The sequence below is a fragment of the Thalassospira sp. SM2505 genome, from assembly GCF_054901115.1.
Genome location: NZ_CM142731.1, coordinates 3543242 through 3566695 on the forward strand (window position 1 = coordinate 3543242; position 23454 = coordinate 3566695).

Below are 23454 nucleotides of genomic sequence, written 5' to 3' on the forward strand. Positions count from 1 at the left end.
CTGCTTCCTGTTTAAAGATCATTCATTTTACCGACGCGTATTTCATTAAGTCATAAGACCCGAGACATCCGAACAACGGATGCACATGTCCCAAAAGGGAATGTCTGCCCAATCAAAACATAATCAGCGGGCCAGACAGGGAGGAAACAGTGAATACCGCCATTAAAAAACGTCGCGCGGGCCTTGGCATTCAAGGTCGGCTCATGGCTTCTTTTGCCTTGATTCTGGTACTGGCTGGCATTTCATCGGCTGTATCATGGGTGTCATTTGGTAACAGCCGCGATCTTGTCGCTGACATCACAACCGATAGCCTGCCATCCATCATTCGCCAGATGGAACTGGCAATGAACGGTGTTGGCCTTGCGGCACAGGCGCCGGTTCTGGCGGCATCGCGCAATGCCGATGAACTGGCCTTAACCGAAAACAGGCTTGATCAACTGATCAGTGACGCGCGAACCCGCCTTGCTGAAATTGCCGCAGCCAACCCCGAACCGGTCATGATTGATATTTCTGTGTCCTCGCCGGTCACAGAACCGCCAGCAGCAGAAACCGGAAATAGCCAGAGCAGCGATGCATCCGGGACATCCGAAATGCCCCCGTCGACCTCAGAACCAGAACTGGTCGACGCCGTTGCCACCCTGACAGCACAACTTGATGAAATTGTCGCCCATCGCGACACGCTGCACGAACTGACCACCCGGCGTCTGGATATTGAAAAGAAACGAGGTGATCTCACGCTTGATATGGTGTTTGCCTATCGCGATCTTTCCGAGTTTCTAAGCCCCCTGATCGAGGTGGTCGACATCGATGTTGCTCGTGGTATTTCAAGGGTCTCCAGTGGCAGCACGGATGCCGCAACAAAACTTGAAGAAACCATTGCATTTTCACAGCTGATTGCTGAAATCCGTGCCAATGTGAACCTTGCGTTCGGGATGCTGACGGCCGGTATTGCCGTTCCCGAAGGCGAAGCCATGGACGAAGTTCGCAATCAGTGGAACTGGGCAGAGCTGCGCATTACCGATGCCCTCGAAGAACTGCCTGACAATGATGACGGCAACAAGATACGTGACCTTGCCAAGGCATTGATGGCCTTTGGCAAGGGACGGACCAGCGTGTTTGACCTGCGCGAAACCGAATGGGAAAACCAGTATCAGACCGAAAAAAACCTGAACGCAACAATCGCAACTGCCGAAGCACTTTCCAAATCAATCTCGGTGATGGTCGACAGCAAACGAGCCGAGGTCGACAGCAATGCGTCCGATGCCGTATCGCAAGTGGTTCAGGACCAGCGTTTGATTGCGTTTATCGGCGCTGCTGTTCTGGTGATTTCACTGGCAATCCTGATCTTCTATGTCCGTGGGAACCTGATCAAACGACTGTTGCGCGTGATAGACGGCATGCGTCAGGTCGCCAATGGTGATCTGTCAACCGAGGTAAAGGACACCGGCCGCGATGAGATCGGTCGCATGGCTGAAATCCTTGGCCAGTTCCGTGAAACCAGCCTCGCGGCACAGCAGGCCGAGGAAAAAGTCGCCCGCGAACGCGAACATGCCGAAGCCAAACGTCGACAGGATATGCTTGAGTTGGCCGATGCATTTGAAGCATCGATCATGCAGGTTGCCGAGGGTGTTGCTCGCGAAGCCGAAAACATTCAGGCAACGTCCAATCAGGTCCGTGATCACGCCCAGATCGCCTCGACCAATGCCACCGGCGTCGCCGGTGCATCCGAGGAAATCTCGATCAATATGGCGTCCGTGTCCGATGCGACCCAGTCACTATCGGACCGGGTACGTGATACTGGTCATCGTGCCCAGAAATCGGTCGGCGCAGCCACCAGTGCCGTTGAAGCAGCCCAGCGCACCAATGCCACGATGCATGAACTTGAAACCGGTGCGCAGGAAATCGGCGAAATACTGAGCCTGATTCAGGATATTGCCGCCCAGACCAATTTGCTTGCGCTCAACGCCACGATTGAAGCTGCCCGCGCTGGCGAGGCTGGCAAGGGCTTTGCCGTGGTCGCACAGGAAGTCAAAAATCTTGCCAATCAAACCGGGTCGGCCACCGACCGGATTGCCGAGCGGATCACTGAAATCCAGTCCACCACCGGCATCGCGGTTCAGGCAATTGCCGGCATCCGGGACAGCATAACCGGCATCCACGAAACGGTGGGCGAAATGTCGGATGCGGTTAACGAGCAACAGGAATTCGTTGCCGAAATCGCAAGCAATGTCGAACAATCGGCCACTGCTGCCAGTGAAATGAACGGCACAATCGCGCAAGTCAGCACAGCTGCTGATGATAACCTTCAGGCTGTTGACGGCTTGCGTCAGGCAACGGATCGCCTGCGCAGCCAGTCTGATGATCTGGGCAGCCGTGTGCGTGATTTCCTGACCTCGATCCGCTCGGAACAACCTGCAAATCAGACGACCGGGTCAACCCGGGAACCATACTCCCTGCCATGAGCGCACCTCGCCGGGACCGAGCGGGTATGTACCCAATCGGTTCCGGCATTTTTTCTCTCGCTCAGGGCAGCAACAATGTTAGACAGAATGCTATGAAAAACATGATCGTCAACTTTCTGAACGCGCCCCGGATCGGTTCCACAGCAACCGGCCTGCGCCTGTCAGCATCGGCTCTTGTTATCGCCACGGCCCTGACCAGTATCAGCGCACCTGCTTTGGCCGCTTCTGCACTTGATGATGGCATGACGGCCTATCGCCAGGGCGAGTTTGAAAAGTCCGCAGCCATCTTTGCACCTCTGGCCGAGAATGGTGATGCCACCGCGCAGTATCTTTTATCCTGTCAGATGATCAATGGTGCCGGCATCCCGGCCAATGAGGATACCGGTTGGGATTTGATGCAAAAGGCCGCACATAACCGGCAACCGGATGCCAGCATCATTCTGGCGCGCAAAGCCGAAGCTTCCCAGGCCCCCAAAGATCAGATCCGTGCCCTGTATCAGCAAAGTGCCGATCAGGGCGAAACACAGGCAATGCTGTGGCTGGCACTCGACGCTATGGATCAGGGTCAGAATGACACGGCAAAAACCCTGCTTGAAAAGGCTTGGGAACTTGGTGATCCGCGGGCAGCAACATTGCTTGCCAACCGGTTCACCAAAACCGACAGCGGACGGTATCAGTATCTTCGCGCCGCCGCCCAGAACGGCGAAATGCGCGCTGCGGCCTATCTGGCCGAAGAAGCCCGTTCCGTCAACGACACCGCCGAGGCAGTTGGCTGGTGCGCGATTGCCACCGGCCTTCCCGGTCATAACGAAGATGTCGACTGGAAAACCATCGGCGACGCAGTTGAGAAAAACTGTGGAAAATTTGACAAGGACCTTGACGACACAGCCCGTGCGGCAAACCGCGAACGCGTTGACCAGTTCCTTGCCACTTTCTTTGAAAACTATAAGCCATGGACACCCTGGAAGGCCTGCGCCGTGCGGTGACAGAACGGTAAATTACCAGACTTTCAACCTTGCCTCCCCCCTCCGTCTACCACATAATGCTAACGCATAATCGCGGGGATCTGACGTGGGAGAGTTTTCTCGATATCTGATGATCAGTGGCCTGACCGTTGCCTGTTACCTGTCAGCGGCCAGCCTCGTGAAATCTGGTGGCAAGGCACAGGCAGCAGAGCCTGCCCTCCCTTTGATTGTTTGGCAACAGGCCCCGTCACCTCCTGCTGTGATCATCGATGGCCCATCTGCGGGTGACGGATATCTGCAACGCACAACAGACTGGCTGATCAGCCATCTTCCCGGTTACCGTCATGAAAAGCGTATGGTCCCGATCCCCAGGGCCCTTGATGTCATGGCCAAGGGTGAATTCATGTGTTCCAACTTTCTTTACGAAAGTGACTATCGACGCAACTTCCTGATCTTTTCTGATCCGCTCCTGGAGTTGCAGGCTTTAACCATGTTCATCGCGCCCGAAAAACTCAACGAGCTGCGCTATGCCATGCGTGACGGCATGGTTGATCTTGGTCTTCTGGCCCATCAGAACAAATTGTCGATTGGCATGCCGGTCGGATATCGCTTTGACGAGGCACTGGTGCCCGGCGTGAATGATTTCCTGCAATCGAAAATGACCCAAAGCGCCGGGACCACAGAAATGACCATCCGCCTGTTTGATGTCAGTCGTATCGACGGCTTCATCAGCTATCAGGTCAATGTGAACTATTACCGCGAAGCCGGGGAACTGGGGCGGGAAACCATACCGGTCCCGATCATGGGTGTGCCTGTCCGGCCGTTACCGGTTTCCTGCAGCGGAGATAAAAAGCAGGCCCAACAAATCATTGATGCTGTTAACAGCTTGCTTTCTGACCAGCAAAACCGTCAGGAACTTGAAGCATTCTATGACCGCTGGGCGGCTGCAACGCCCTGATTGACCGGCGCGATCCTATCGCCCGGCCAGATCACCCTTGCTCAGCATCATCGCAAGGGATGCCAGATCCTCACCTGTATTGACGTTGACAAACAGGGCCGGCTGATCGGGATCAATGGCAAAGGGCACAGCAATCGCATCGACCGCCATCAGCGGCCCGCGAACCCGATATTGCTCATTGCTCAATAATTCTGCAATCACCGGCGTACAATCCCGGTGCCATGCCGATGACAGGTAATGGTCCCGTTCCCCGTGACGGACGAAGGCGGCTTTGCTCCCCGCCTCCCTTGCTGCTGCAATCAGTTCCTGTGCCATATCATCGGGCACCACCGGGCAGTCAACCGGAAAGGTCACCAGCCAGTCCACCGCATCAGACATCACCGTCAATCCACCAAGAATACCGCCAAGCGGCCCCTGCCCCGGTACAGGAACATCTGCCACCACCGGAATATCAAAACCGGCAAAGGTGTCTGGCGATTGATTGGACGAGATCATCACATGCCCGCATTGCTGCCACGCAGTTTCAATCGCAAGAGATATCAGGGACCGACCGGCGATTTCGCGAAACGGCTTATCCCCGCCCATCCGGCGTCCTTCCCCCCCGGCAAGGACAAGGCCAGCGATATTTACGCCTGAATGATTGTCACTTTGTGACCCGTATGACATGCGATGGATCCGGGATTTCAGCTGGATATAAAATGTGCCGATGATCTTACAATACATCGGCACATTGAACGAGGTCAGGATTAAAGAAGCTGTCCAGACGACAGTAAAGTCGCAATCAGGTTTCTTCCGGATCGGTCATTACCGGCTCGATCAGAAGCTTGCTGCCACTCACCGCACTGACACGCACTTTCTGTCCCTTGGGAAGGTCACGTTCGGCGACCAGAACCCAGCTTGAGCCATACACGCTTTGACGGATCTGACCATTGACGGTTTTCTCGGTCAGGATTGCGGTTTTACCAACCAGTGAAGAACTGGCACTGCTGACATCCTCGTCCGTCGTGCCCGAGCGGCCGGGTTTCAGAAAACGCCTGCCAACCAGCACCGCAATCACACTCAGCACGCCAAATGCGATCAGCTGGAATTCCGGCGAGATGTCAGGAACGATCAAAAGGATGATCCCCGCAATCGCAGCGGCAATCGACAACCACAAAAAGATGATCCCGGGCAGCACCATTTCAAGGACGAGAAACACACAGGCCAGTATCCACCAGTGCCAGAACTCGACCGCAAGGTTCGAAAACATGTCCATCGCAACACTTCCAAATGTCGGTTACTTGCCGTCTTTCTGGGAGATCGTCTTGATCAGTTCGGAAACCCCTCCGATCGATCCCACAATTCCGGATGCATCCAATGGCATGAAGACCAGCTTGCTGTTGGGGCTTGAGGCAACTTGCCCAAGCGATTCAACATATTTCTGGGCAACGAAGTAATTGATTGCCTGAATGTCACCATCGCGAATTGCAGTCGAGACAATCTCGGTTGCCTTGGCCTCGGCGGCAGCCGTACGTTCACGGGCCTGCGCATCAAGGTCGGCAGCAATCATGCGCCCCTCGGCTGCCAGAACTGCTGCGGACTTTTCACCTTCTGCACGTTTGATATTTGCTTCGCGTTCGCCATCGGCCTCAAGGATCAGGGCACGCTTTTCGCGTTCGGCCTTCATCTGGCGGTTCATGGCTTCGGTCAGGTCTTCCGGCGGATTGACGTCCTTGATTTCAACACGGGTGATTTTCACCCCCCAATCGCTGGTGGCTTCATCAAGAACCATCAAAAGCGACGCGCTGATCTTTTCGCGGTTCGACAGCATTTCATCAAGCTCCATCGACCCCAGAACACTGCGCAAGTTGGTCATGGCAAGGTTCTGAACCGCGTAATCGAGACTTTCGACCTTATAGGACGCATCCTTGGTATTGGTCACACGGATGAACACCACGCCATCAACAACCACAGATGCGTTATCCTTGGAAATCACTTCCTGACTTGGAATATCAAGCACACGTTCCATCAGGCTCATGCGTTGTCCGACACGATCAAACAGCGGAATAAGCACATGCAGGCCGGGATCAAGTGTTTTCAGATACCGCCCCAATCGTTCAACTGTGAACTCGTATCCTTGCGGTACGATCTTGACACTCATAAAGGTCAGAACGACGGCCAGCACAACAAAAGCGACCGAGAAAACTGCGAAAGTTGATTGCATGTGATGCCCTTAACATGCCTGCCCGGACAGGCAACCGGGGCAATTCCCGGTTTGCGCCACAGGCAGAGTTCAAGATTGAAGAACGTTATACCAATACAATCAATCATATGTCCGGGGGCTACAAATTGCACAATAAAAATGCCCTGTGCACACAGGGTTATGGCGATATTTAATTTAGATTTTCGGCATATTTCCTGAAGTTTCCTCACATTTCCGACATTGCCGCAACGCAGCATTTCTGCATTGCCGATCTTGTCTCTTTGTCCTAAAATTTGGTTCAGACATTGCGGCTTGCCGCCTCGATATCCGGACGACCGGATGTCGTTACAGGATCAATGGGGACGGCCCCTTAAGACAGGAGGCCACCCATGGCCTGGATTGCATTGATTATCGCCGGTGTTCTGGAAGTTTGCTGGGCATCGGGCCTGAAATATTCCGAAGGTTTCACCAAACCGATCCCGACCATCTTTACCCTTGTCACCATGATCGGCAGCTTCTGGCTGTTGGCCCTTGCCATGCGCACCATTCCGCTTGGCACGGCCTATGCCATCTGGACCGGCATTGGCGCAGTGGGCGCGGTGATTTTCGGCATTGTCATGCTGGGTGAAGCCGCCAGTATCGGTCGCCTGATCGCGATCTGCATGATCCTGGGCGGGATCGTCATGCTGAAACTGTTCAGCCCGGCCTGACCGCGCCACTGAGATCCCAAGGAATTCCCACAGAACTCCTAAAGCAAAACAGGGCAGCCAATGGCTGCCCTGTTTCTGTTTGTTCGTTCGGTTCGCCGCCTAGACGCCTGCGGGAATGCCGCTGCGTTCGACCTTGCGCGGTGAGGTGATTTCTTTCCATTTCGACAGCGCCTTGTTGACTGCCGGATAGGGTTCGCGGGCGATGAATTCGCCGTCGCCGCATTTGGCGAGAACCACACCTTCCTCGGCGGCGATGCGACCACGGCTGAGCGTATAACGCGGAAGACCCGTGACCTCGATGCCTTCAAACACGTTGTAATCGATGGTCGATTGCTGGTGCTTGGCGGTAATGGTTTTCGACGCCTTCGGATCCCAGACCACAAGATCGGCATCCGCCCCGACAAGGATCGCACCCTTGCGCGGATAGATATTGAGGATCTTGGCGATATTGGTCGAGGTTGCCGCCACGAATTCGTTCGGAGTCAGGCGACCGGTATTGACACCATAGCTCCAGAGAAGCGGCATGCGGTCTTCAAGGCCGCCCGTGCCGTTCGGGATCTTGGTGAAATCGCCAACACCATAGCGTTTCTGTTCGGTCGTAAAGGCGCAATGGTCGGTCGCGACAACCTGCAAGCTGCCAGATGCCAGACCGTTCCACAGACCGTCCTGATGTTCCTTGCTGCGGAATGGCGGGGACATGACGCGACGTGCCGCATGATCCCAGTCCGGGTTTTTATATTCGCTGTCATCAAGGATAAGATGCTGGATCAGCGGTTCACCAAACACGCGTTTGCCATTGGCACGCGCGCGACGAATGGCTTCATGGGCCGGTTCGCAGGAAACATGCACGATATAAAGCGGCACATTGGCCATATCAGCAATCATGATCGCACGGTTGCACGCCTCACCTTCGACATCGACCGGGCGGGAATAGGCATGGGCTTCGGGGCCGTTATTGCCTTCGGCCAGCAATTTCTGCTGAAGGGTGGCGACAACGTCACCGTTCTCGGCATGGACAAGCGGCATCGCACCCAGTTCCGAACAGCGCGAGAAGGATGCGAACATCTCGTCATCATCCACCATAAGCGCGCCTTTATAGGCCATGAAATGCTTGAAAGTGTTGATGCCTTTTTCCTGAACGATGGTCTTCATTTCGTCAAAGACCTGCTCGCTCCACCAGGTGATCGCCATGTGGAAGGAATAATCGCAAACCGCCTTGGATGATTTGTTGTCCCACGCCTGAAGCGCTTCAAGCAGCGACTGGTTTGGCGAAGGCAGGCAGAAATCAACCACCATGGTGGTGCCACCGGCAACAGCGGCCTTGGTGCCGCTTTCGAAATCGTCGGCGGAATAGGTCCCCATAAAAGGCATTTCCATATGGGTGTGCGGATCAATCCCGCCGGGCATTACATAGCAGCCATCGGCGTCGATCACCTTGTCCCCGGTCAGGTTGTCTCCGATCGCGGCAATCTTGCCGTCCTCGATCAGGATATCGGATTTGTATGTCAGATCGGCGGTAACGATGGTTCCGCCACGAATAACCATGGACATGGGTGGCTCCTTGTCTGTCTGTTTGGCGAAAAGTTGCGGGCCATCCCGGCATTTCACCCAATTCCCGGACGTCACCGGGGCATCTCGTTTCACATCAAATTCGGGAGGTAATTCTGTCTGGCGGCGCAAGATGCCACCGCCAGACAGGTAAAGTCGGATTACATGACCTTGTCGGTCACCGCATGGGTCCAGGCGCCTTCCGGCTCCTTGGTGATGACCGGGTCAGAACCGCCAGAAAGCAGGCTGTCAACGGTACGCTGATAAGCTGCCTCGTCGAGTTTGCCGGAATCGCCAAGCAGTTTGGCAATTTCGGTCATCATGCGGACCTGGTGTTTTTCGGTCTGGGCACCGGTTGCATCGTTATCAAGCACGATGGTTGCGGCTTCTTCCGGGTTTTCTTTCGCATACATCCAGCCTTTCATGCTGGCATCTACGAAACGCGCCATCTTGTCGACGAATGCCGGGTCCTTGAGTTTGTCTTCAAGAACATAAAGGCCGTCTTCAAGGGTCGCGACACCCTGATCTTCGTATTTGAAGACCTTGAGATCACCTTCCGAGATACCGGCATCAATCACCTGCCAGTATTCGTTATAGGTCATGGTCGAAATGCAATCGGCCTGCTTCTGAAGCAGCGGGTCAACGTTAAAGCCCTGTTTAAGAACCGTAACCCCCTTGTCGCCGCCATCGGTCGGAATGCCAAGCTTCGACATCCAGCTCAGGAACGGATATTCGTTGCCAAAGAACCAGACGCCAAGCGTACGGCCCGGGAAGTCATCCGGGCTTTCAACACCGGTTTCCTTAAGGCAGGTCAGCATCATGCCCGATTTGGCAAAGGGCTGTGCGATATTGACCAGCGGCACGCCTTTTTCACGCGATGCAAGTGCGGACGGCATCCAGTCAATAATCACATCTGCACCACCACCGGCAATCACCTGCGGCGGGGCGATATCCGGACCGCCCGGATTGATGGTCACGTCAAGATCGGCTTCTTCGTAGAAACCCTTGTCGAGTGCCACGTAATAACCGGCAAACTGGGCCTGTGTGACCCATTTAAGCTGCAAGGTTACTTCATCTGCTGCCATCGCCGAAAGCGATGTCAGACCGAAACTCAACCCTAATGCAGTCGCAAACAATTTCTTCATTCGTCGATGTCTCCTCAGGTTGTAGTCAAGTCCTCCCGGTGGGCCGTCTTTGATTGTGCCTTTAATGGCGACGTACCCGAAAAGATGGATGCCATGACGTCGCTTTTCTCTCGATATAAGCCACGGCCCCATAGAAGGCGGTCCCCGCAAGGGCCGCCAAAGCGATCTCTGCCCAGACCATGTCGATATTCATCCGCCCGACCTCGGTCGAAATGCGGAAGCCCATACCAACAATCGGGGTGCCGAAAAATTCGGCGACGATTGCACCAATCAGCGCAAGCGTGGAATTGATTTTAAGTGCGTTGAACACGAACGGCATGGCCGCAGGCAACCGCAAGCGGAACAGCGTCGACCAGTAACCCGACGCATAGGTCGCCATCAGATCACGTTCAAGCTTTCCGGCCGCATTAAGCCCGGTCACCGTATTCACCAGCATCGGGAAGAAGGTCATGATCACGATCACCGCTGCCTTTGACTGCCAGTCAAAGCCAAACCACATCACCATGATCGGTGCCACCCCGATGATCGGCAGTGCCGACACCATATTGCCCAGTGGCAAAAGACCGCGTTTGAGGAACGGCACCCGGTCCACGGCAATTGCCATGACAAAGGCCGAACCACATCCAAGCACATAGCCGCTCAGAACCGCCTTCACAAAGGTCTGATAGAAATCAGCCGCCATGATATCGGTCGAGGTCACAAACCGCACACCGATCATGCTGGGCGGCGGCAACAGAACCTGCGGCACGCCAAATCCGGCAACCAGAACTTCCCAGACAAACAAAAGCCAAAACCCGAACGCCACCGGCACGGTCACATTGGCGATCTGTTGTTTGGCGGTTTCCAAAGAACGGTAATTGGCAATCACATCAATCCCGCGCCAGACAAAGGCCCAAAGCGAAAGGATGAACAACCAGAAACCGGTCCCGGCAAAGCCCGCAACACCATGATCATAAAGCGTCGCAATCGCCTGCCAGCAGCCAAACACTGCGACGGCCAGAATGATCACACCACTGATGACGGAACGCACGCCAAGCCACGTAAAGGCCGCCCCGGCGATCACGCAAAGCGCCATGGCAATGGCAAGACCGGGAATGTCACTGACAAAGGCGACCTGTTTACCAGTATCGGCATCAATACCGGCAAGCGGGAAGATCAGCGCCAGAAGGGCTGCAATCGCGCCCACCAGACAGAATTTATCAAGTTTCATCTCGGTCATGCCTTTACCCCCATCCGGGCAAGGACGCGGCGTTCACACCATCCGACAATCACCACCATCATGGCGGCAACAAAGGCCGCCGTCAGAAGCGCTGACCAGATCTGGATGGTCTGACCGTAATAGGACCCGGCCAGAAGACGTGCACCCAGACCGGCCTGTGCACCGGTCGGCAATTCACCGACAATCGCACCGACCAGACTGATCGCAATCGCGACTTTCAGGCTGGCAAACAGATAAGGCATCGCCGATGGCAACCGCAGTTGCCAGAAGGTCTGCCATTTCGAGGCATTATAGGTCCGCATCAGATCAAGCTGGATGACTTGCGGCGACCGAAGCCCCTTGACCATGCTGATCGTCACAGGGAAAAAGCACAAATAGGTCGAAATCACCGCCTTGGGCACAACGCCCTTGATCCCGATGGCCCCCAGAACGACGATGATCATCGGCGCAATGGCAAGGATCGGAATGGTTTGCGATGAAATCACCCACGGCATCAGGCTTTTTTCAAGCGTCATGACATGCACAATGCCGACGGCCAGAACAATGCCCAGAATGGTACCGATCCCGAACCCGAGCAGGGTCGAGGAAAGCGTCACCCAGCTGTGATAAACCAGCGAGCGTTTTGACGTGATGCTGGTGGCAAAGATGGTCTTGTACATTTCCTGCGCCACCTGATGGGGAGCCGGAAGGATCGGGCGCTCCTGTGCCAGGGTATCTTCGATCAACTGGCTGGTGGTCCAGGTCTGGTCCGCACGATTGTATTTGTCGATCTGGGTCGGTGCATTCATGAAGATTGCGCCGACATACCAGAGAACAAACAGTGCAATCAGAACAACACAGACCGGACCGGTCTGTCCCGACATCATCCGGGACCAGATCGACGGTCCGGCAAGGGACCCGGTCATGGTGGCAGTGTTACTCGTCATTGCTGTGCCCCGCGCGCAAACCTTCGCGAACCCGATGCGCGATCTCGAGGAATTCCGGTGTTTCACGGATATCAAGATTACGCTCACGCGGGAAATCGGTTTCAATCACATCAATGATGCGGCCCGGACGCGGTGACATGACGACAATCTTGGTCGACAGATAGACCGCCTCGGGGATCGAGTGGGTGACAAAGGCCACCGTCTTGTTGGTGCGTGCCCACAGCTTCAAAAGCTGTTCATTAAGGTGATCACGCACGATTTCATCAAGCGCGCCAAACGGCTCGTCCATCAAAAGCAGATCGGCATCAAATGATAAGGCACGCGCAATTGAGGCACGTTGCTGCATCCCGCCTGACAGCTGCCATGGGAATTTCTTTTCAAAACCGTTGAGTTCAACAAGCTTAAGGGCTTCATGCGCACGTTTGATCCGCTCTTCCTTGGAAATCTCCATGATTTCAAGCGGCAAGGTGACGTTACGTTCAATCGAACGCCATGGCAAAAGGGCTGGCGCCTGGAACACATAGCCATAAGCGCGGTTTTCGCGGGCCTGTTCGGGCGAAACGCCATTGATCGAAATATCGCCCCCGGTGGCCTTTTCAAGGTCGGCGATCACGCGCAACAGCGTGGTCTTGCCACAGCCCGACGGGCCGATAAAGGAAACGAAATCGCCTTCATTGATCGTCAGATCAACATCGGAAAGCGCATAAACCGGACCGTCCGCCGTCTGAAAGGTCAGCGACAGGTTTTTGATATCAACAACTGCGTTCTTTGATGCGGGCATCTCAGCAACATTATTGACGACTTGTTTTAGCGTCATGGGGTTTCCCCTGATCGTATGTCTCTCTCGGAACCAGAAAAGACTTTTCTGGCACACTCGATGGAAGCTTCCCTTCAGGGACGTTGCCCTGAACCTTGCCAACATTTGATCAGATGCATGTGTTGCGTCTGCCCGGTCATTGCCGGGATTACGGGATCATGGCCCGTTCATGTCGGTCAAAGCAAAACGGCAAGCAGATCTTTGCCCGCTTGCCGGTATCCAGAAATCAGTTTCCGTCCGTCAGGCGCGTATAGGTCGACGGACGACGGTCGCGGAAGAATTGCCAGTTATTGCGGATTTCACGCACCATCGACATATCCATGTCATGGACCAGCAATTCGTCCTTGTCGCGCGAAGCCTGGGCTTCGATCTCGCCACGCGGATTGACGAAATAGCTTTGACCGTAAAACTCGCCAATATCCCACGGCTGTTCGCGGCCAACCCGGTTGATCGCCCCGATAAAGCAGCCATTGGCAACCGCCGATGCAGGCTGTTCGAGTTTCCAGATATATTCCGAGACGCCTGCAACCGTGGCCGACGGATTGACGATATATTCCGCACCATTAAGCGCCAGCGCACGCCAGCCTTCCGGGAAGTGGCGGTCATAGCAGATATAAACGCCAAGCTTGCAATACTGGGTCTCAAAGACCGGCCAGTCCGAAGCGCCCGGCTTGAAGAAGAATTTCTCCCAGAAACCGGCGACATGAGGGATATGGGTTTTGCGGTATTTACCAAGATAGGTGCCATCGGCGTCAATCACCGCAGCAGTGTTGTAATACACCCCGGTAATGTCTTCCTCATAGATCGGAACAACGATCACCATTTTGTATTTGGCTGCCAGTTCGCACATCAGTTGTGTGGTCGGACCATCGGGAATTTTTTCCGCGGCCGCGTACCATTTCTTGTCCTGGCTCGGACAGAAATAGGGCTGTGTGAAAACCTCCTGAAAGCACAGGACCTGCACGCCTTTGTTACCCGCCTCTTCAATAAGGGGCAGATGTGCGTCGATCATGGCCTTGCGGATTTCTTCGGGGGTCTGATCGGTTGAACCCTTAAGGCTCATTTGAATCAGGCCGCCTCTCAGCATTGACATCCGAGATACCTCCTTGATCTGATATTTTATGTCCTTGCCACTTTTGTGGTCTGACGGACTTATGTCCTTACGCGCCCCAAAGACCCTTTTGTTTTTATGCGGGTCTGTTCCCAGACGGGACGCGGTCGGAAAAATCGCGAAACAGATGTTTCCTCCGTGGCGTTGCCAGATCAGGTATTTTTTTGTCGATCCGGCAAGCCCCCATCGCCCGTCACCGGGCGATGGGTATCAGTCTTCGATCTTAATCGATCTCTTTGAGCACGTCGCGCAATGTACCAAACAGCTGATCGATATGTGATTTTTCAATGATCAGCGGCGGTGAAAGCGCAATGATATCGCCCGTGGTGCGGATCAGGATGCCTTTCTCAAATGCCTTGAGGAATGCACTGAACGCACGCTTGGTCGGGAAACCTTCGATCCCTTCAAGTTCGATCGCCCCGATCAGGCCAAGGTTACGGATATCCTTGACGCGCGGCAGATCAATCAGGCTGTGAACCGCATCTTCCCAATACTGGCCAAGTTCCTTGCCCTTTTCATAAAGACCTTCTTCTTCATAGGTCTCAAGGGTCGCAAGGCCAGCCGCACAGGCAACCGGGTTGCCCGAATAGGTATAGCCATGGAACAGCTCGATCATGTTTTCCGGGCCGGTCATGAAGGCATCATGGATCTCGTCGGTCGCAAAGACCGCACCCATCGGGATCGTCCCGTTGGTCAGGCCCTTTGCGGTCGTGACCAGATCGGGCTGAACACCGAAATAGTCAACCGCGAACGGCGCACCCAGACGGCCAAAGCCGGTGATGACTTCATCAAAGATCAGAAGGATGCCATGCTTGGTGCAAATCTCGCGCAGACGTTCCAGATAGCCTTTCGGCGGGATCAGAACACCGGTCGAACCGGCAACCGGCTCGACAATCACGGCAGCAATGGTTGACGGATCATGCAGCGCGCAGATGCGCTCAAGATCATCGGCCAGAAACGCGCCATGTTCGGGCATCCCGCGGGTCACACCGTTTTCTTCTGGCAGATAGGTGTGACGCATATGGTCAACACCGCCCAGCATCTGGCCAAAGGTCTTGCGGTTGCCCGAAATACCACCAACCGAAATGCCGCCAAAGTTAACACCGTGATAGCCGCGTTCACGACCGATCAGACGGGTACGCTGACCGTCGCCGCGTGCGCGGTGATAGGCCAGTGCAATCTTAAGGGCGGTTTCAACCGATTCAGAACCGGAATTGGTATAGAAAACATGGTTGAGATTGCCCGGCATCAACTGTGCCAGACGGCTGGCAAGTTCGAACGCCTTGGGATGGCCCATCTGGAATGCTGGCGCATAATCCAGTTCGTCCATCTGCGCCTTGACGGCTTCGACAATTTTCGGACGCTTGTGACCGGCGTTGCAGCACCAAAGGCCCGCAGTACCGTCAAGGATTTCACGATTATCGTCGGTTTTGTAATACATGCCATCGGCAGAGACCAGCATACGTGGGGTCTGCTTGAACTGGCGATTGGCCGTAAAAGGCATCCAGAACGCTGAAAGATCGTTCGGACGGCTGATTTTCGTGGTGGCTGTCATAAAAGGTCTCCCGTACCTTTTTTATTACTTCCCTGATCCCGGACGGATGGCGGGCACCCGTATTTCCGGCATCTGACATCTTTTATTCCGTTTGCCTGACAAATTTGGCCAAGTGACCAAAATGTCGCACATTCGATTTCCGGAACGGCCTGACAGGCAGGCGCGCAAAAATCGTTAGCATGAGACACGCCCACGCACTAGAGCTTAAACGCTACCGGGAAATTGTTTCGAATATTCGACCGTCAAACACCATTTCAGCGACCCTGTTTTTTATTTATGGCGTCTATTTTCTCTTTATCTTTCATCGGTGCTGTTCGATATTTCGGACAAACCCGACTCTCGACCCTGGTCAAGAACGACGCGCATAAAAAAGTTTCTTTTGCATATTTGTGGTAGAGGTTATTTTAACCTGACCAAACGGTCAAGATAAATGACACAAATCAGAGAGCACGAATGACCTCAGTAAAAAGCGGCTCGAAACAGGACACACGGATGGGCGCCAAACCCGCAGTAAACGGGGCACACAAGGCCGCGATCCGACAGGAAAACGAAGAACAGATTCTTGCCGCCGCAGAACAGGTTTTTGCTGATTACGGCTTCAAGGGGGCGACCACCGCACGTATTGCCGAAATCGCCAATGTGCCCAAGGCCAACGTGCATTACTATTTCAGCACCAAGGAGGCGCTGTATCGCCGGATCATGGAAGATGTCTGTGATCACTGGCTTGAAGCCGCCATGACCTTTGACAACAGTGCCGACCCGGCCGTGATCCTGCGCGGCTATATCGAAGCCAAGATGGATTTGTCGCGTGCCCGCCCCTATGGTTCGCGCCTTTGGGCCCATGAAATCATACGTGGGGCCAAATTCTCGTCCGATTACATCTCGACCACCGTCAAGAACTGGCTTGATAGCCGTGTTGTGGTGATCAGGGGCTGGATCGACGAAGGCAAGATGGATGACATCGAACCCTATTCGCTGATGTATATGATCTTTGCCACCACCCAGCATTATGCCGACTTTGGCCGCCAGATCGAGATTTTCAACAATGACAAGCCGCTTAGCGAAGAACAGTTCGCCGAGGCCAAGGAAAATGTTGTTAAAATCATCCTGAAAGGCGTCGGGCTTAATTGATCATTCGCCAGGAACCACCTCAAAGGGGGTGGGCTGGCACCACTTCTGCATAGTTGTGCAAACGTCCGACCGGACAAATCTGTAGACGCAGTATCTGCAACATGATTGCCCGGGACCAAAATGACGCGTCACATATCGTCGACCCGCGTCGCAGGAGCTTGCATCGCAGTCATCCTTGTTGGTGGCCTGATTTCCTTGTTTGACGGCCTTGCGCTTGCGGCGGATGGATCTGAAAAATCCCCCCTGAACGGCACGCTGATGCGGCCTTGCAGTACCATGTCTGTTGGCGGAGCGGACGGGTGGGAACCGATTTCCTATATTGATGCCGACGGCCGGCAGGTCGGGGTTGCGATTGATATCTTGCGTCGCTATAGCGCCCAGACCGGCACGCATCTGTCGCTTCAGCTTGAAATTCCCTGGACCCGCGCCTTGCAGATGCTCGAACAGGGTGAACTTGATGTCATTGCCGGAGCCTATTTCACCACGGAACGCGACCAGATGTTCCACTACAGCACGGCTTTTGCGTCCGATGACATCATGGTCTTTCAACGACATGACAATCTTTTTGATGTCGAAGAACTGCGAGACCTGATCGGCTATACCGGTGCCCGCCCGCAAGGGGGCAGTTATGGCGACAAACTGGATCGCTATGCGCAGGATAATCTTGATATGATTTTCTCGCCGACCGGTAACAAGATTTTCAATATCCTGCTCAATGGTCGCGTCGATTACGTCATGCTGGGCCGCTATGACGGTCTGAGCAACCTGTATCGTGACAAACTGACCGACAAGATCAAAGCCGTTGAACCGCCACTGGTCCGTAACGAGGTCCTTTTCCTGTTTTCCCGCTCAAGCCCCTGTGTGCGCGACATTGCAAATATCAATCTGCTGATCGAGGCCCTTGATGAAGACGGCACACTCGAACTCTGGACACAGAATCACATCATTCTGAATGCCGAAAGCGGCAGCTAGGATGATCTGACCATCAGCAGCTTGAATAAGGAATGTTTGCCCCTGCCCTCTTTTCCTGCGGTCGATTTCGACTTAAAGTTGTCAAAGCTATATTCAGGAAAACTTTTATTTTGCGGCCCGCACCGCAGGGGAGGATCAATGAAAATCCTGATGGGACCCGTTCTGTCATTCAAGGGATATGACAAGGCCAGCAATCGCTGGAAACTAAGTGCCCTGATCGTCACCGACAGCGATCAGCCCTGCCCGATATTCTTTACGAACGCCCATGCAGCCAATGCGGGTCAGCCGGAAACGATCTGGCAAAACGGCAAGCACTTTGCCCATTGTCTTGCCTTTGAAACCCCGCTTTCCGACAGCCCCGCCACCCTGACCTACAGCCTTGAAGATGGCGTCTATTATGACATCCACCTGCCCGCCAAGGGGGATGCACCCAACATGTCCTATGCATCCTGCAACGGGTTTTCATCGCAAAAGGTCATGAAAGGTGTCGAGGTCAAAAACCGGATGTGGCAGGAAATGGCCAAACGCCATGACAACAAGCCCATCCATCTGATGCTTTTGGGCGGCGATCAGGTCTATGCGGATTCCATCTGGGAAGTCGTGCCATCCATCAAGGAATGGAACAACAAACCCAACGACGCTGCAAACAAGGCAAGCTTTACCAAGATCATGGAAAAGCAGGTCGAGGCGTTTTATTTCAACCTTTACACCGAACGCTGGGCACAGCCGGAAGTCCGCGCCATGATGGCCAGCATCCCGTCGATTGCGATCTGGGATGACCATGACATCTTTGATGGCTGGGGTTCCTACCCGCCTGCGCGTCAGGACTGTGCGGTATTTCAGGGGATCGGTGCCATCGCAACCAAGGCCTTTGGCGTCTTTCAGCAACATATTGCGCCGGGCGGTCAAAAGCCGGACGCCTATCTGGCCCCCGATTACGGGTTTTCGATGGGCCATGTGATTGGCGATACCGCCATTCTGTGCCTTGATATGCGGTCCGAACGCAGCCAGCGTCAGGTTCTGTCAAACGATCACTGGAAACAGATTTATGACTGGGTTTCGGGTCTGGCCGACATCAAACATCTGTTTGTGATGTCGAGCATTCCGGTGGTCTATCCCGATTTCAATGTACTTGAAAGCCTGCTTGGCGTGGTGCCCGGCCAACAGGAACTGGAAGACGATCTTCAGGATCACTGGAGCAGCCGAAGCCACAAGGGCGAACGCACCCGCATGGTTCACCGCCTGTTTGATTTCCAGAAAACCGGCATGCGGATCACCATTCTGTCGGGCGATGTTCATGTCGCAGCCCTTGGTATTCTGCAAAATGACCGCATGGAATATGACGGCAAAACGCGCGTCATCAATCAGCTGATTTCATCGGCCATCGTCCATCCGGCCCCAAGCAAGATGGTACTGTTTGCCCTTCGCCACCTGCTGGATAACGACAAGGAAATTGATCCGGGCATTCAGTCACGGATGGCAAATCTGCCGGGGGCGGATGTCAAATTTGTCGGGGCGCGCAACTTCCTGTGTTTGGAGCCCGACGACCGCAATGGTCAGAACCGCTATTGGGCGCACTGGATTGCCGAGGGACAGGAAGAACCCTTTACCAAGGTCATTCACCCGGTCCCGGCCTAGTCCCGAAATCCGGACAAAAAGAAGGGCGGGTATAAAACCCGCCCCGCTCTGGGTGGCTGCATGGTCAGCCACGGGAGATCGAAAATCCTGAAATCAGTCTGATTTCTGCATGACGGTTTCGTCAGCCTTGGCCAGAACCGCGTGCAGCAGAACCTGTCCGCCAGCATCCGACCAGTGTTTGTGGACTTCCTCGATTTCGTTGTGCGAAATACCGTCCACACAGGGGATAAAGATCATTGCCGTCGGGCAGACCTGTGCGAGATAGCAGGCATCATGCCCGGCACCCGACACGATTTCACGGGCCGAGAACCCGCCAAGTTCCGCACCCTTGCGTACCGCATCAACACAGGACGCATCGAACGGAACCGGGGCGTAATAGAAAATCTGTTCAAGCTCGGTCTGAAGGCCGATCTCGGCTGCGATTTTCTCCACCCCTTCGCGAAGGGCCTTGTCCATATCGGCCAGCACCGCATCATCGGGATGACGGAAATCAACTGTGAAGAAGACTTCACCCGGGATGACGTTGCGTGAATTCGGATGGATTTGCATCATGCCCACCGTGGCACAGGCAAGCGGGGATCGATCCAGACCGATCTTGTTGACCAGATCAATCACGCGTGCCGCACCAAGCAACGCATCCTTGCGCGTTTTCATCGGGGTCGGGCCGGCATGGGCTTCAACACCGGTGAATTTGATTTCGTACCAGCGCTGCCCCTGTGCATCGGTGACGATACCGATATCCTTGCCTTCGTCTTCAAGGATCGGGCCCTGTTCGATATGGGCTTCGAAATAGGCCCCCATCGGATGGGCATCAATGGTCGGCTCGTCCGGGCCCATATAGCCGATCCGCGTCAGTTCCTCGCCCATGGTCTTGCCGTCGACATCAGCCCGTGAATGACCGTATTCAAGGTCAAACACCTTGGCAAAAACGCCTGATGCCACCATTGCCGGTGCAAAACGTGAGCCTTCCTCATTTGTCCAGCACACGACTTCCAGCGGGGCTTCGGTTTCGTATTTGGCTTCATTGAGCGCACGGATGACTTCAAGCCCCGAGAGCACGCCATAAACGCCGTCATATTTACCGCCGGTCGGCTGACTATCAAGGTGACTGCCCATCACGACCGGTGGCAGGTCGGGGTTGCGGCCTTCACGACGGGCAAAGATATTGCCCATCTTGTCGATGCGGATCGAGCATCCCTCGGCCTCGCACCATTTGATAAACAGATCGCGGCTTTCGCGGTCAAGATCGGTCAGCGCCAGACGGCATACGCCGTCCTTTGCAGTTTTGCCGATTTTGGCCATTTCCATCAGGCTGTCCCAAAGGCGGTCACCGTCAATTGACAGATTTCGAACACTGGGTTGAAGAGTCATTATTCAATCCTTTTAGGTTGGTGGCGCTGATGGATTATTCCGCAGCCATACGCATCGGGTTCAATGGATGTTCCGGCCAGGTCATTGGCGGCTTGTTGGTTTTGACCGGTTCCATCGTGATGCAATCGGGCACCGGACAGATGTGATAGCAAAGGTTGCAGCCAACACATTCCTCGTCGACAACCTCGAACAGACGACCGCCTTCAGGCTTGTTGGTCATGGTGATTGCCTGATGTGAGGTATCCTCACATGCGATATGGCAACGGCCGCATTCGATGCAGTTATCCGGGTTGATCACGGCCTTGGTGTCAAAGTTCATGTTCAGTTCGTTCCAGTCCGCAACCTGCGGAACGGCGGCACGGGTGAACTGTTCGACACTGGTGTAGCCCTTGTCATCCATCCACTGGCTCATGCCGTCGATCAGATCATCGACCACACGGAAGCCATAGATCATCGCAGCGGTACAAACCTGAACCGCGTTAGACCCCAGCGCCATGAATTCGACCGCATCTTTCCAGGTGGTGATGCCACCGATACCGGAAATGTGAAGGTTCTTCGTTTCCGGGCTGCGCGCGATTTCAGCAACCATGTTCAGTGCAATCGGCTTGACTGCCGATCCGCAATAACCGCCATGCGTACCTTTGCCATCGACCATCGGTTCGGGCACCATCTGATCGATATCGACCGAAATGATCGAGTTAACGGTGTTAATCAGTGATACCGCATCCGCCCCGCCCTTATAGGCAGCCTCGGCCGACCACAGGATATTGGTGATGTTTGGCGTCAGTTTGGTAAAGACTGGAATATCAACGCTTTCCTTGACCCAGCGGGTGACCTGCTCAACCATTTCAGGCACCTGACCAATGGCCGAGCCCATGCCGCGTTCGCACATGCCATGCGGGCAACCAAGGTTAAGTTCGATCCCGTGCACACCGCTTTCGGCGATCTGCTGGGCAAGGTCCTTCCAGGCGCGTTCCTCGATCGGGGCCATCATCGATCCGATAATGACATGATCGGGATATTCCGCACGGCATTCGCGGATTTCCTGAAGGTTGACGGCAAGTGGCCGGTCGGAAATCAGTTCGATATTGTTGATGCCAAGCAGACGGCGGTTCTGGTCATGATGGGCACCGTAACGCGACGATACGTTGATCACGGGCGGATCAATGCCCAGCGTCTTCCAGACAACCCCGCCCCAACCTGCTTCAAAGGCGCGAACGACATTGTATTTCTTGTCGGTCGGCGGTGCAGAAGCCAGCCAGAACGGGTTAAGCGAATCAATTCCGGCGATTTTGCAGCTTAGATCAGCCATTTTTCTCTCTCCCTTTGGCTACGGTTCAAGCGGATTTCAGGAATGCATCGATGGCGATGGCGGCCTGTTTGCCGTCCTCGACCGACTGAACAGTCAGGTCTTCGCCACTTTTGATGCAGTCCCCACCGGCGAACACGCCCGGGGCTGTTGTCTGATAGTTTTCATCGACCACGATTTTGCCACCGGCGATCTCCATTCCGGTAAGGTCATCGGTTTTAATTTTCTGTCCGATGGCTTTCAAAATCTGGTCGGCACGCACTTCAAAGGTCTCGCCGGTACCGACAAGCTTGCCGCTGGCATCCAGTTCGGTTTTCTCGAACTCCATGCCCAGAAGCTTGCCATTGGCCTTGATCGCAACGGGCTTGGCCCAATAGCGAACGACAACACCGTTGGTTTTCGCAAGATCCTGTTCGAACTCGGTCGCCGACATGTTTTCGGCACCGCGACGGTAAACAAGGGTGACTTCATCGGCACCAAGGCGTTTGGCCTGAACTGCGGCATCGATTGCGGTGTTACCGCCGCCAATGACAATCACATTATTGCCAACCGGCATGTCGGATTTCGGTTCGGTCTGACGGAGCTTCTCGATAAAGCTGATCGCGTCATCAACGCCCGGGAAATCTTCGCCCGTAAGTCCAAGATTGTTGGTCGATCCAAGACCGACACCAACAAATACCGCGTCATAGGAATCCTTAAGGGCAGCAAGACTGATATCCTTGCCAAGCGCCTTGCCGTATTCGATGCGAATGCCGCCGATGCCAAGCAGGAATTCAACTTCGCGCTGGGCGAAATCATTGGTCATCTTATAGGCGGCCAGACCATATTCGTTCAGACCACCCGGCTTTGCCTTGGCTTCGAATACGGTCACATTGTGACCCAGCATGGCGGCACGGTGCGCACATGAAAGCCCCGCCGGACCGGCCCCGATCACGGCAATATTCTTGCCGGTTTCCGGCGCACGCTTGAACGGATGGGGCAGATCGCGCGCCATCAGATGATCAACGGCAAAGCGTTGCAGGCTTCCGATTTCAACGGCGGTATCTTCGGCGACATTGCGCACACAGGCCTGTTCGCACAGAACTTCGGTCGGGCAGGCACGGGCACAGGTGCCGCCCATGATATTGGCCGACAAAATGGTCTTTGCCGCCCCATCCGGGTTGCCGGTGCTGATCTTGCGAATGAAGGTCGGAATGTCGATTGATGTCGGGCATGCGGTGACACAAGGGGCGTCATAGCAATAGAGGCAGCGATTGCTTTCTGCCATTGCCTGAAGGGTGGAATATGCCGGATGCAGATCGGAAAAACCGTCATCTGCTGCATTGTGCCCGGCCCCACCATGGATGGCACCGGATTTGGAAACTTGCTTGGCCTGCAAGGTGGTCATTGGTTTTGTCTCCCTGCCAAAAAGGCGTCCTCTCCTGATGTCATCGAG

At 54.7% G+C, this 23454-nt stretch carries 20 protein-coding genes; 7 read left to right on the forward strand and 13 right to left on the reverse strand.

The annotated features are described in order from the left end of the window. Positions 1–149 precede the first annotated feature (149 nt). The 3 genes from ACTU44_RS16640 (at position 150) to ACTU44_RS16650 (ending at position 4385) form a co-directional block, all read left to right on the forward strand. The gene (locus ACTU44_RS16640) at positions 150–2462 is read left to right on the forward strand and encodes a methyl-accepting chemotaxis protein (RefSeq protein WP_462095989.1); all 2313 of its coding nucleotides are present in this window, start codon (positions 150–152) and stop codon (positions 2460–2462) included. Between the two features lie 92 nt (positions 2463–2554). Continuing rightward, the gene (locus tag ACTU44_RS16645; protein ID WP_462095990.1) at positions 2555–3448 is read left to right on the forward strand and encodes a tetratricopeptide repeat protein; all 894 of its coding nucleotides are present in this window, start codon (positions 2555–2557) and stop codon (positions 3446–3448) included. 85 nt (positions 3449–3533) lie between these two features. Beyond that, a complete protein-coding gene (locus tag ACTU44_RS16650; RefSeq protein WP_462095991.1) occupies positions 3534–4385 on the forward strand; it encodes a hypothetical protein in 852 nt (283 codons plus the stop codon). Positions 4386–4400: 15 nt separating this feature from the next. Here the strand turns inward: ACTU44_RS16650 and mobA are convergent, their stop codons facing one another. From mobA to ACTU44_RS16665, 3 genes are all read right to left on the reverse strand, one after another. Then, positions 4401–5051: a molybdenum cofactor guanylyltransferase gene (mobA, locus tag ACTU44_RS16655; RefSeq protein ID WP_462095992.1), complete on the reverse strand. Its 651-nt coding sequence runs from the start codon at positions 5049–5051 to the stop codon at positions 4401–4403. 115 nt (positions 5052–5166) lie between these two features. Further along, positions 5167–5640, reverse strand: a complete 474-nt coding sequence (locus tag ACTU44_RS16660) for an NfeD family protein (protein ID WP_336081551.1) — start codon at positions 5638–5640, stop codon at positions 5167–5169. A gap of 21 nt (positions 5641–5661) precedes the next feature. After that, complete coding sequence (locus ACTU44_RS16665) at positions 5662–6588, reverse strand: SPFH domain-containing protein (protein ID WP_336081553.1); 927 nt, start codon at positions 6586–6588, stop codon at positions 5662–5664. A gap of 368 nt (positions 6589–6956) precedes the next feature. Here ACTU44_RS16665 and sugE point away from each other — a divergent pair, with 368 nt between their 5' ends. Beyond that, on the forward strand, positions 6957–7277 hold the full coding sequence (sugE, locus tag ACTU44_RS16670) for a quaternary ammonium compound efflux SMR transporter SugE (protein ID WP_336081555.1): 321 nt from the start codon (positions 6957–6959) through the stop codon (positions 7275–7277). Positions 7278–7376: 99 nt separating this feature from the next. On the opposite strand, the gene hydA is transcribed toward sugE, so the two are convergent. The 7 genes from hydA to aptA form a co-directional block, all read right to left on the reverse strand. Continuing rightward, complete coding sequence (gene hydA / locus ACTU44_RS16675; protein ID WP_114099473.1) at positions 7377–8828, reverse strand: dihydropyrimidinase; 1452 nt, start codon at positions 8826–8828, stop codon at positions 7377–7379. 158 nt (positions 8829–8986) lie between these two features. After that, the gene (locus ACTU44_RS16680; RefSeq protein ID WP_462095993.1) at positions 8987–9970 is read right to left on the reverse strand and encodes an ABC transporter substrate-binding protein; all 984 of its coding nucleotides are present in this window, start codon (positions 9968–9970) and stop codon (positions 8987–8989) included. Between the two features lie 61 nt (positions 9971–10031). Beyond that, entirely contained in the window at positions 10032–11189 is a 1158-nt protein-coding gene (locus ACTU44_RS16685) for an ABC transporter permease (protein ID WP_114099471.1), read from the reverse strand. Continuing rightward, positions 11186–12115, reverse strand: coding sequence for an ABC transporter permease (locus tag ACTU44_RS16690; RefSeq protein WP_462095994.1), 930 nt, complete (start codon positions 12113–12115; stop codon positions 11186–11188). The genes ACTU44_RS16685 and ACTU44_RS16690 overlap by 4 nt, the downstream gene beginning before the upstream one ends. Next, on the reverse strand, positions 12105–12896 hold the full coding sequence (locus tag ACTU44_RS16695) for an ABC transporter ATP-binding protein (protein ID WP_114099506.1): 792 nt from the start codon (positions 12894–12896) through the stop codon (positions 12105–12107). The genes ACTU44_RS16690 and ACTU44_RS16695 overlap by 11 nt, the downstream gene beginning before the upstream one ends. 262 nt (positions 12897–13158) lie before the next feature. Next, on the reverse strand, positions 13159–13995 hold the full coding sequence (locus ACTU44_RS16700) for a nitrilase-related carbon-nitrogen hydrolase (RefSeq protein WP_336081562.1): 837 nt from the start codon (positions 13993–13995) through the stop codon (positions 13159–13161). 271 nt (positions 13996–14266) lie between these two features. Continuing rightward, positions 14267–15598 (reverse strand): omega-aminotransferase AptA, encoded by a 1332-nt coding sequence (aptA, locus tag ACTU44_RS16705; protein ID WP_114099469.1) that lies wholly within the window; start codon positions 15596–15598, stop codon positions 14267–14269. 453 nt (positions 15599–16051) lie between these two features. Here aptA and ACTU44_RS16710 point away from each other — a divergent pair, with 453 nt between their 5' ends. From ACTU44_RS16710 to ACTU44_RS16720, 3 genes are all read left to right on the forward strand, one after another. Continuing rightward, the gene (locus ACTU44_RS16710; protein WP_336081566.1) at positions 16052–16729 is read left to right on the forward strand and encodes a TetR/AcrR family transcriptional regulator; all 678 of its coding nucleotides are present in this window, start codon (positions 16052–16054) and stop codon (positions 16727–16729) included. Between the two features lie 120 nt (positions 16730–16849). Next, entirely contained in the window at positions 16850–17701 is an 852-nt protein-coding gene (locus ACTU44_RS16715; protein WP_258548780.1) for a substrate-binding periplasmic protein, read from the forward strand. Positions 17702–17839: 138 nt separating this feature from the next. Further along, positions 17840–19339, forward strand: a complete 1500-nt coding sequence (locus tag ACTU44_RS16720) for an alkaline phosphatase D family protein (RefSeq protein ID WP_336081569.1) — start codon at positions 17840–17842, stop codon at positions 19337–19339. Between the two features lie 93 nt (positions 19340–19432). On the opposite strand, the gene ACTU44_RS16725 is transcribed toward ACTU44_RS16720, so the two are convergent. The 3 genes from ACTU44_RS16725 to ACTU44_RS16735 are packed head-to-tail and all read right to left on the reverse strand — an operon-like array spanning position 19433 to position 23406. Beyond that, positions 19433–20710: a Zn-dependent hydrolase gene (locus ACTU44_RS16725; RefSeq protein WP_114099467.1), complete on the reverse strand. Its 1278-nt coding sequence runs from the start codon at positions 20708–20710 to the stop codon at positions 19433–19435. A 34-nt stretch (positions 20711–20744) separates the two neighbouring features. After that, positions 20745–22022, reverse strand: a complete 1278-nt coding sequence (gene preA / locus ACTU44_RS16730) for an NAD-dependent dihydropyrimidine dehydrogenase subunit PreA (RefSeq protein ID WP_462095995.1) — start codon at positions 22020–22022, stop codon at positions 20745–20747. 25 nt (positions 22023–22047) lie between these two features. Then, on the reverse strand, positions 22048–23406 hold the full coding sequence (locus tag ACTU44_RS16735; RefSeq protein ID WP_462095996.1) for an NAD(P)-dependent oxidoreductase: 1359 nt from the start codon (positions 23404–23406) through the stop codon (positions 22048–22050). Positions 23407–23454 lie beyond the last annotated feature (48 nt).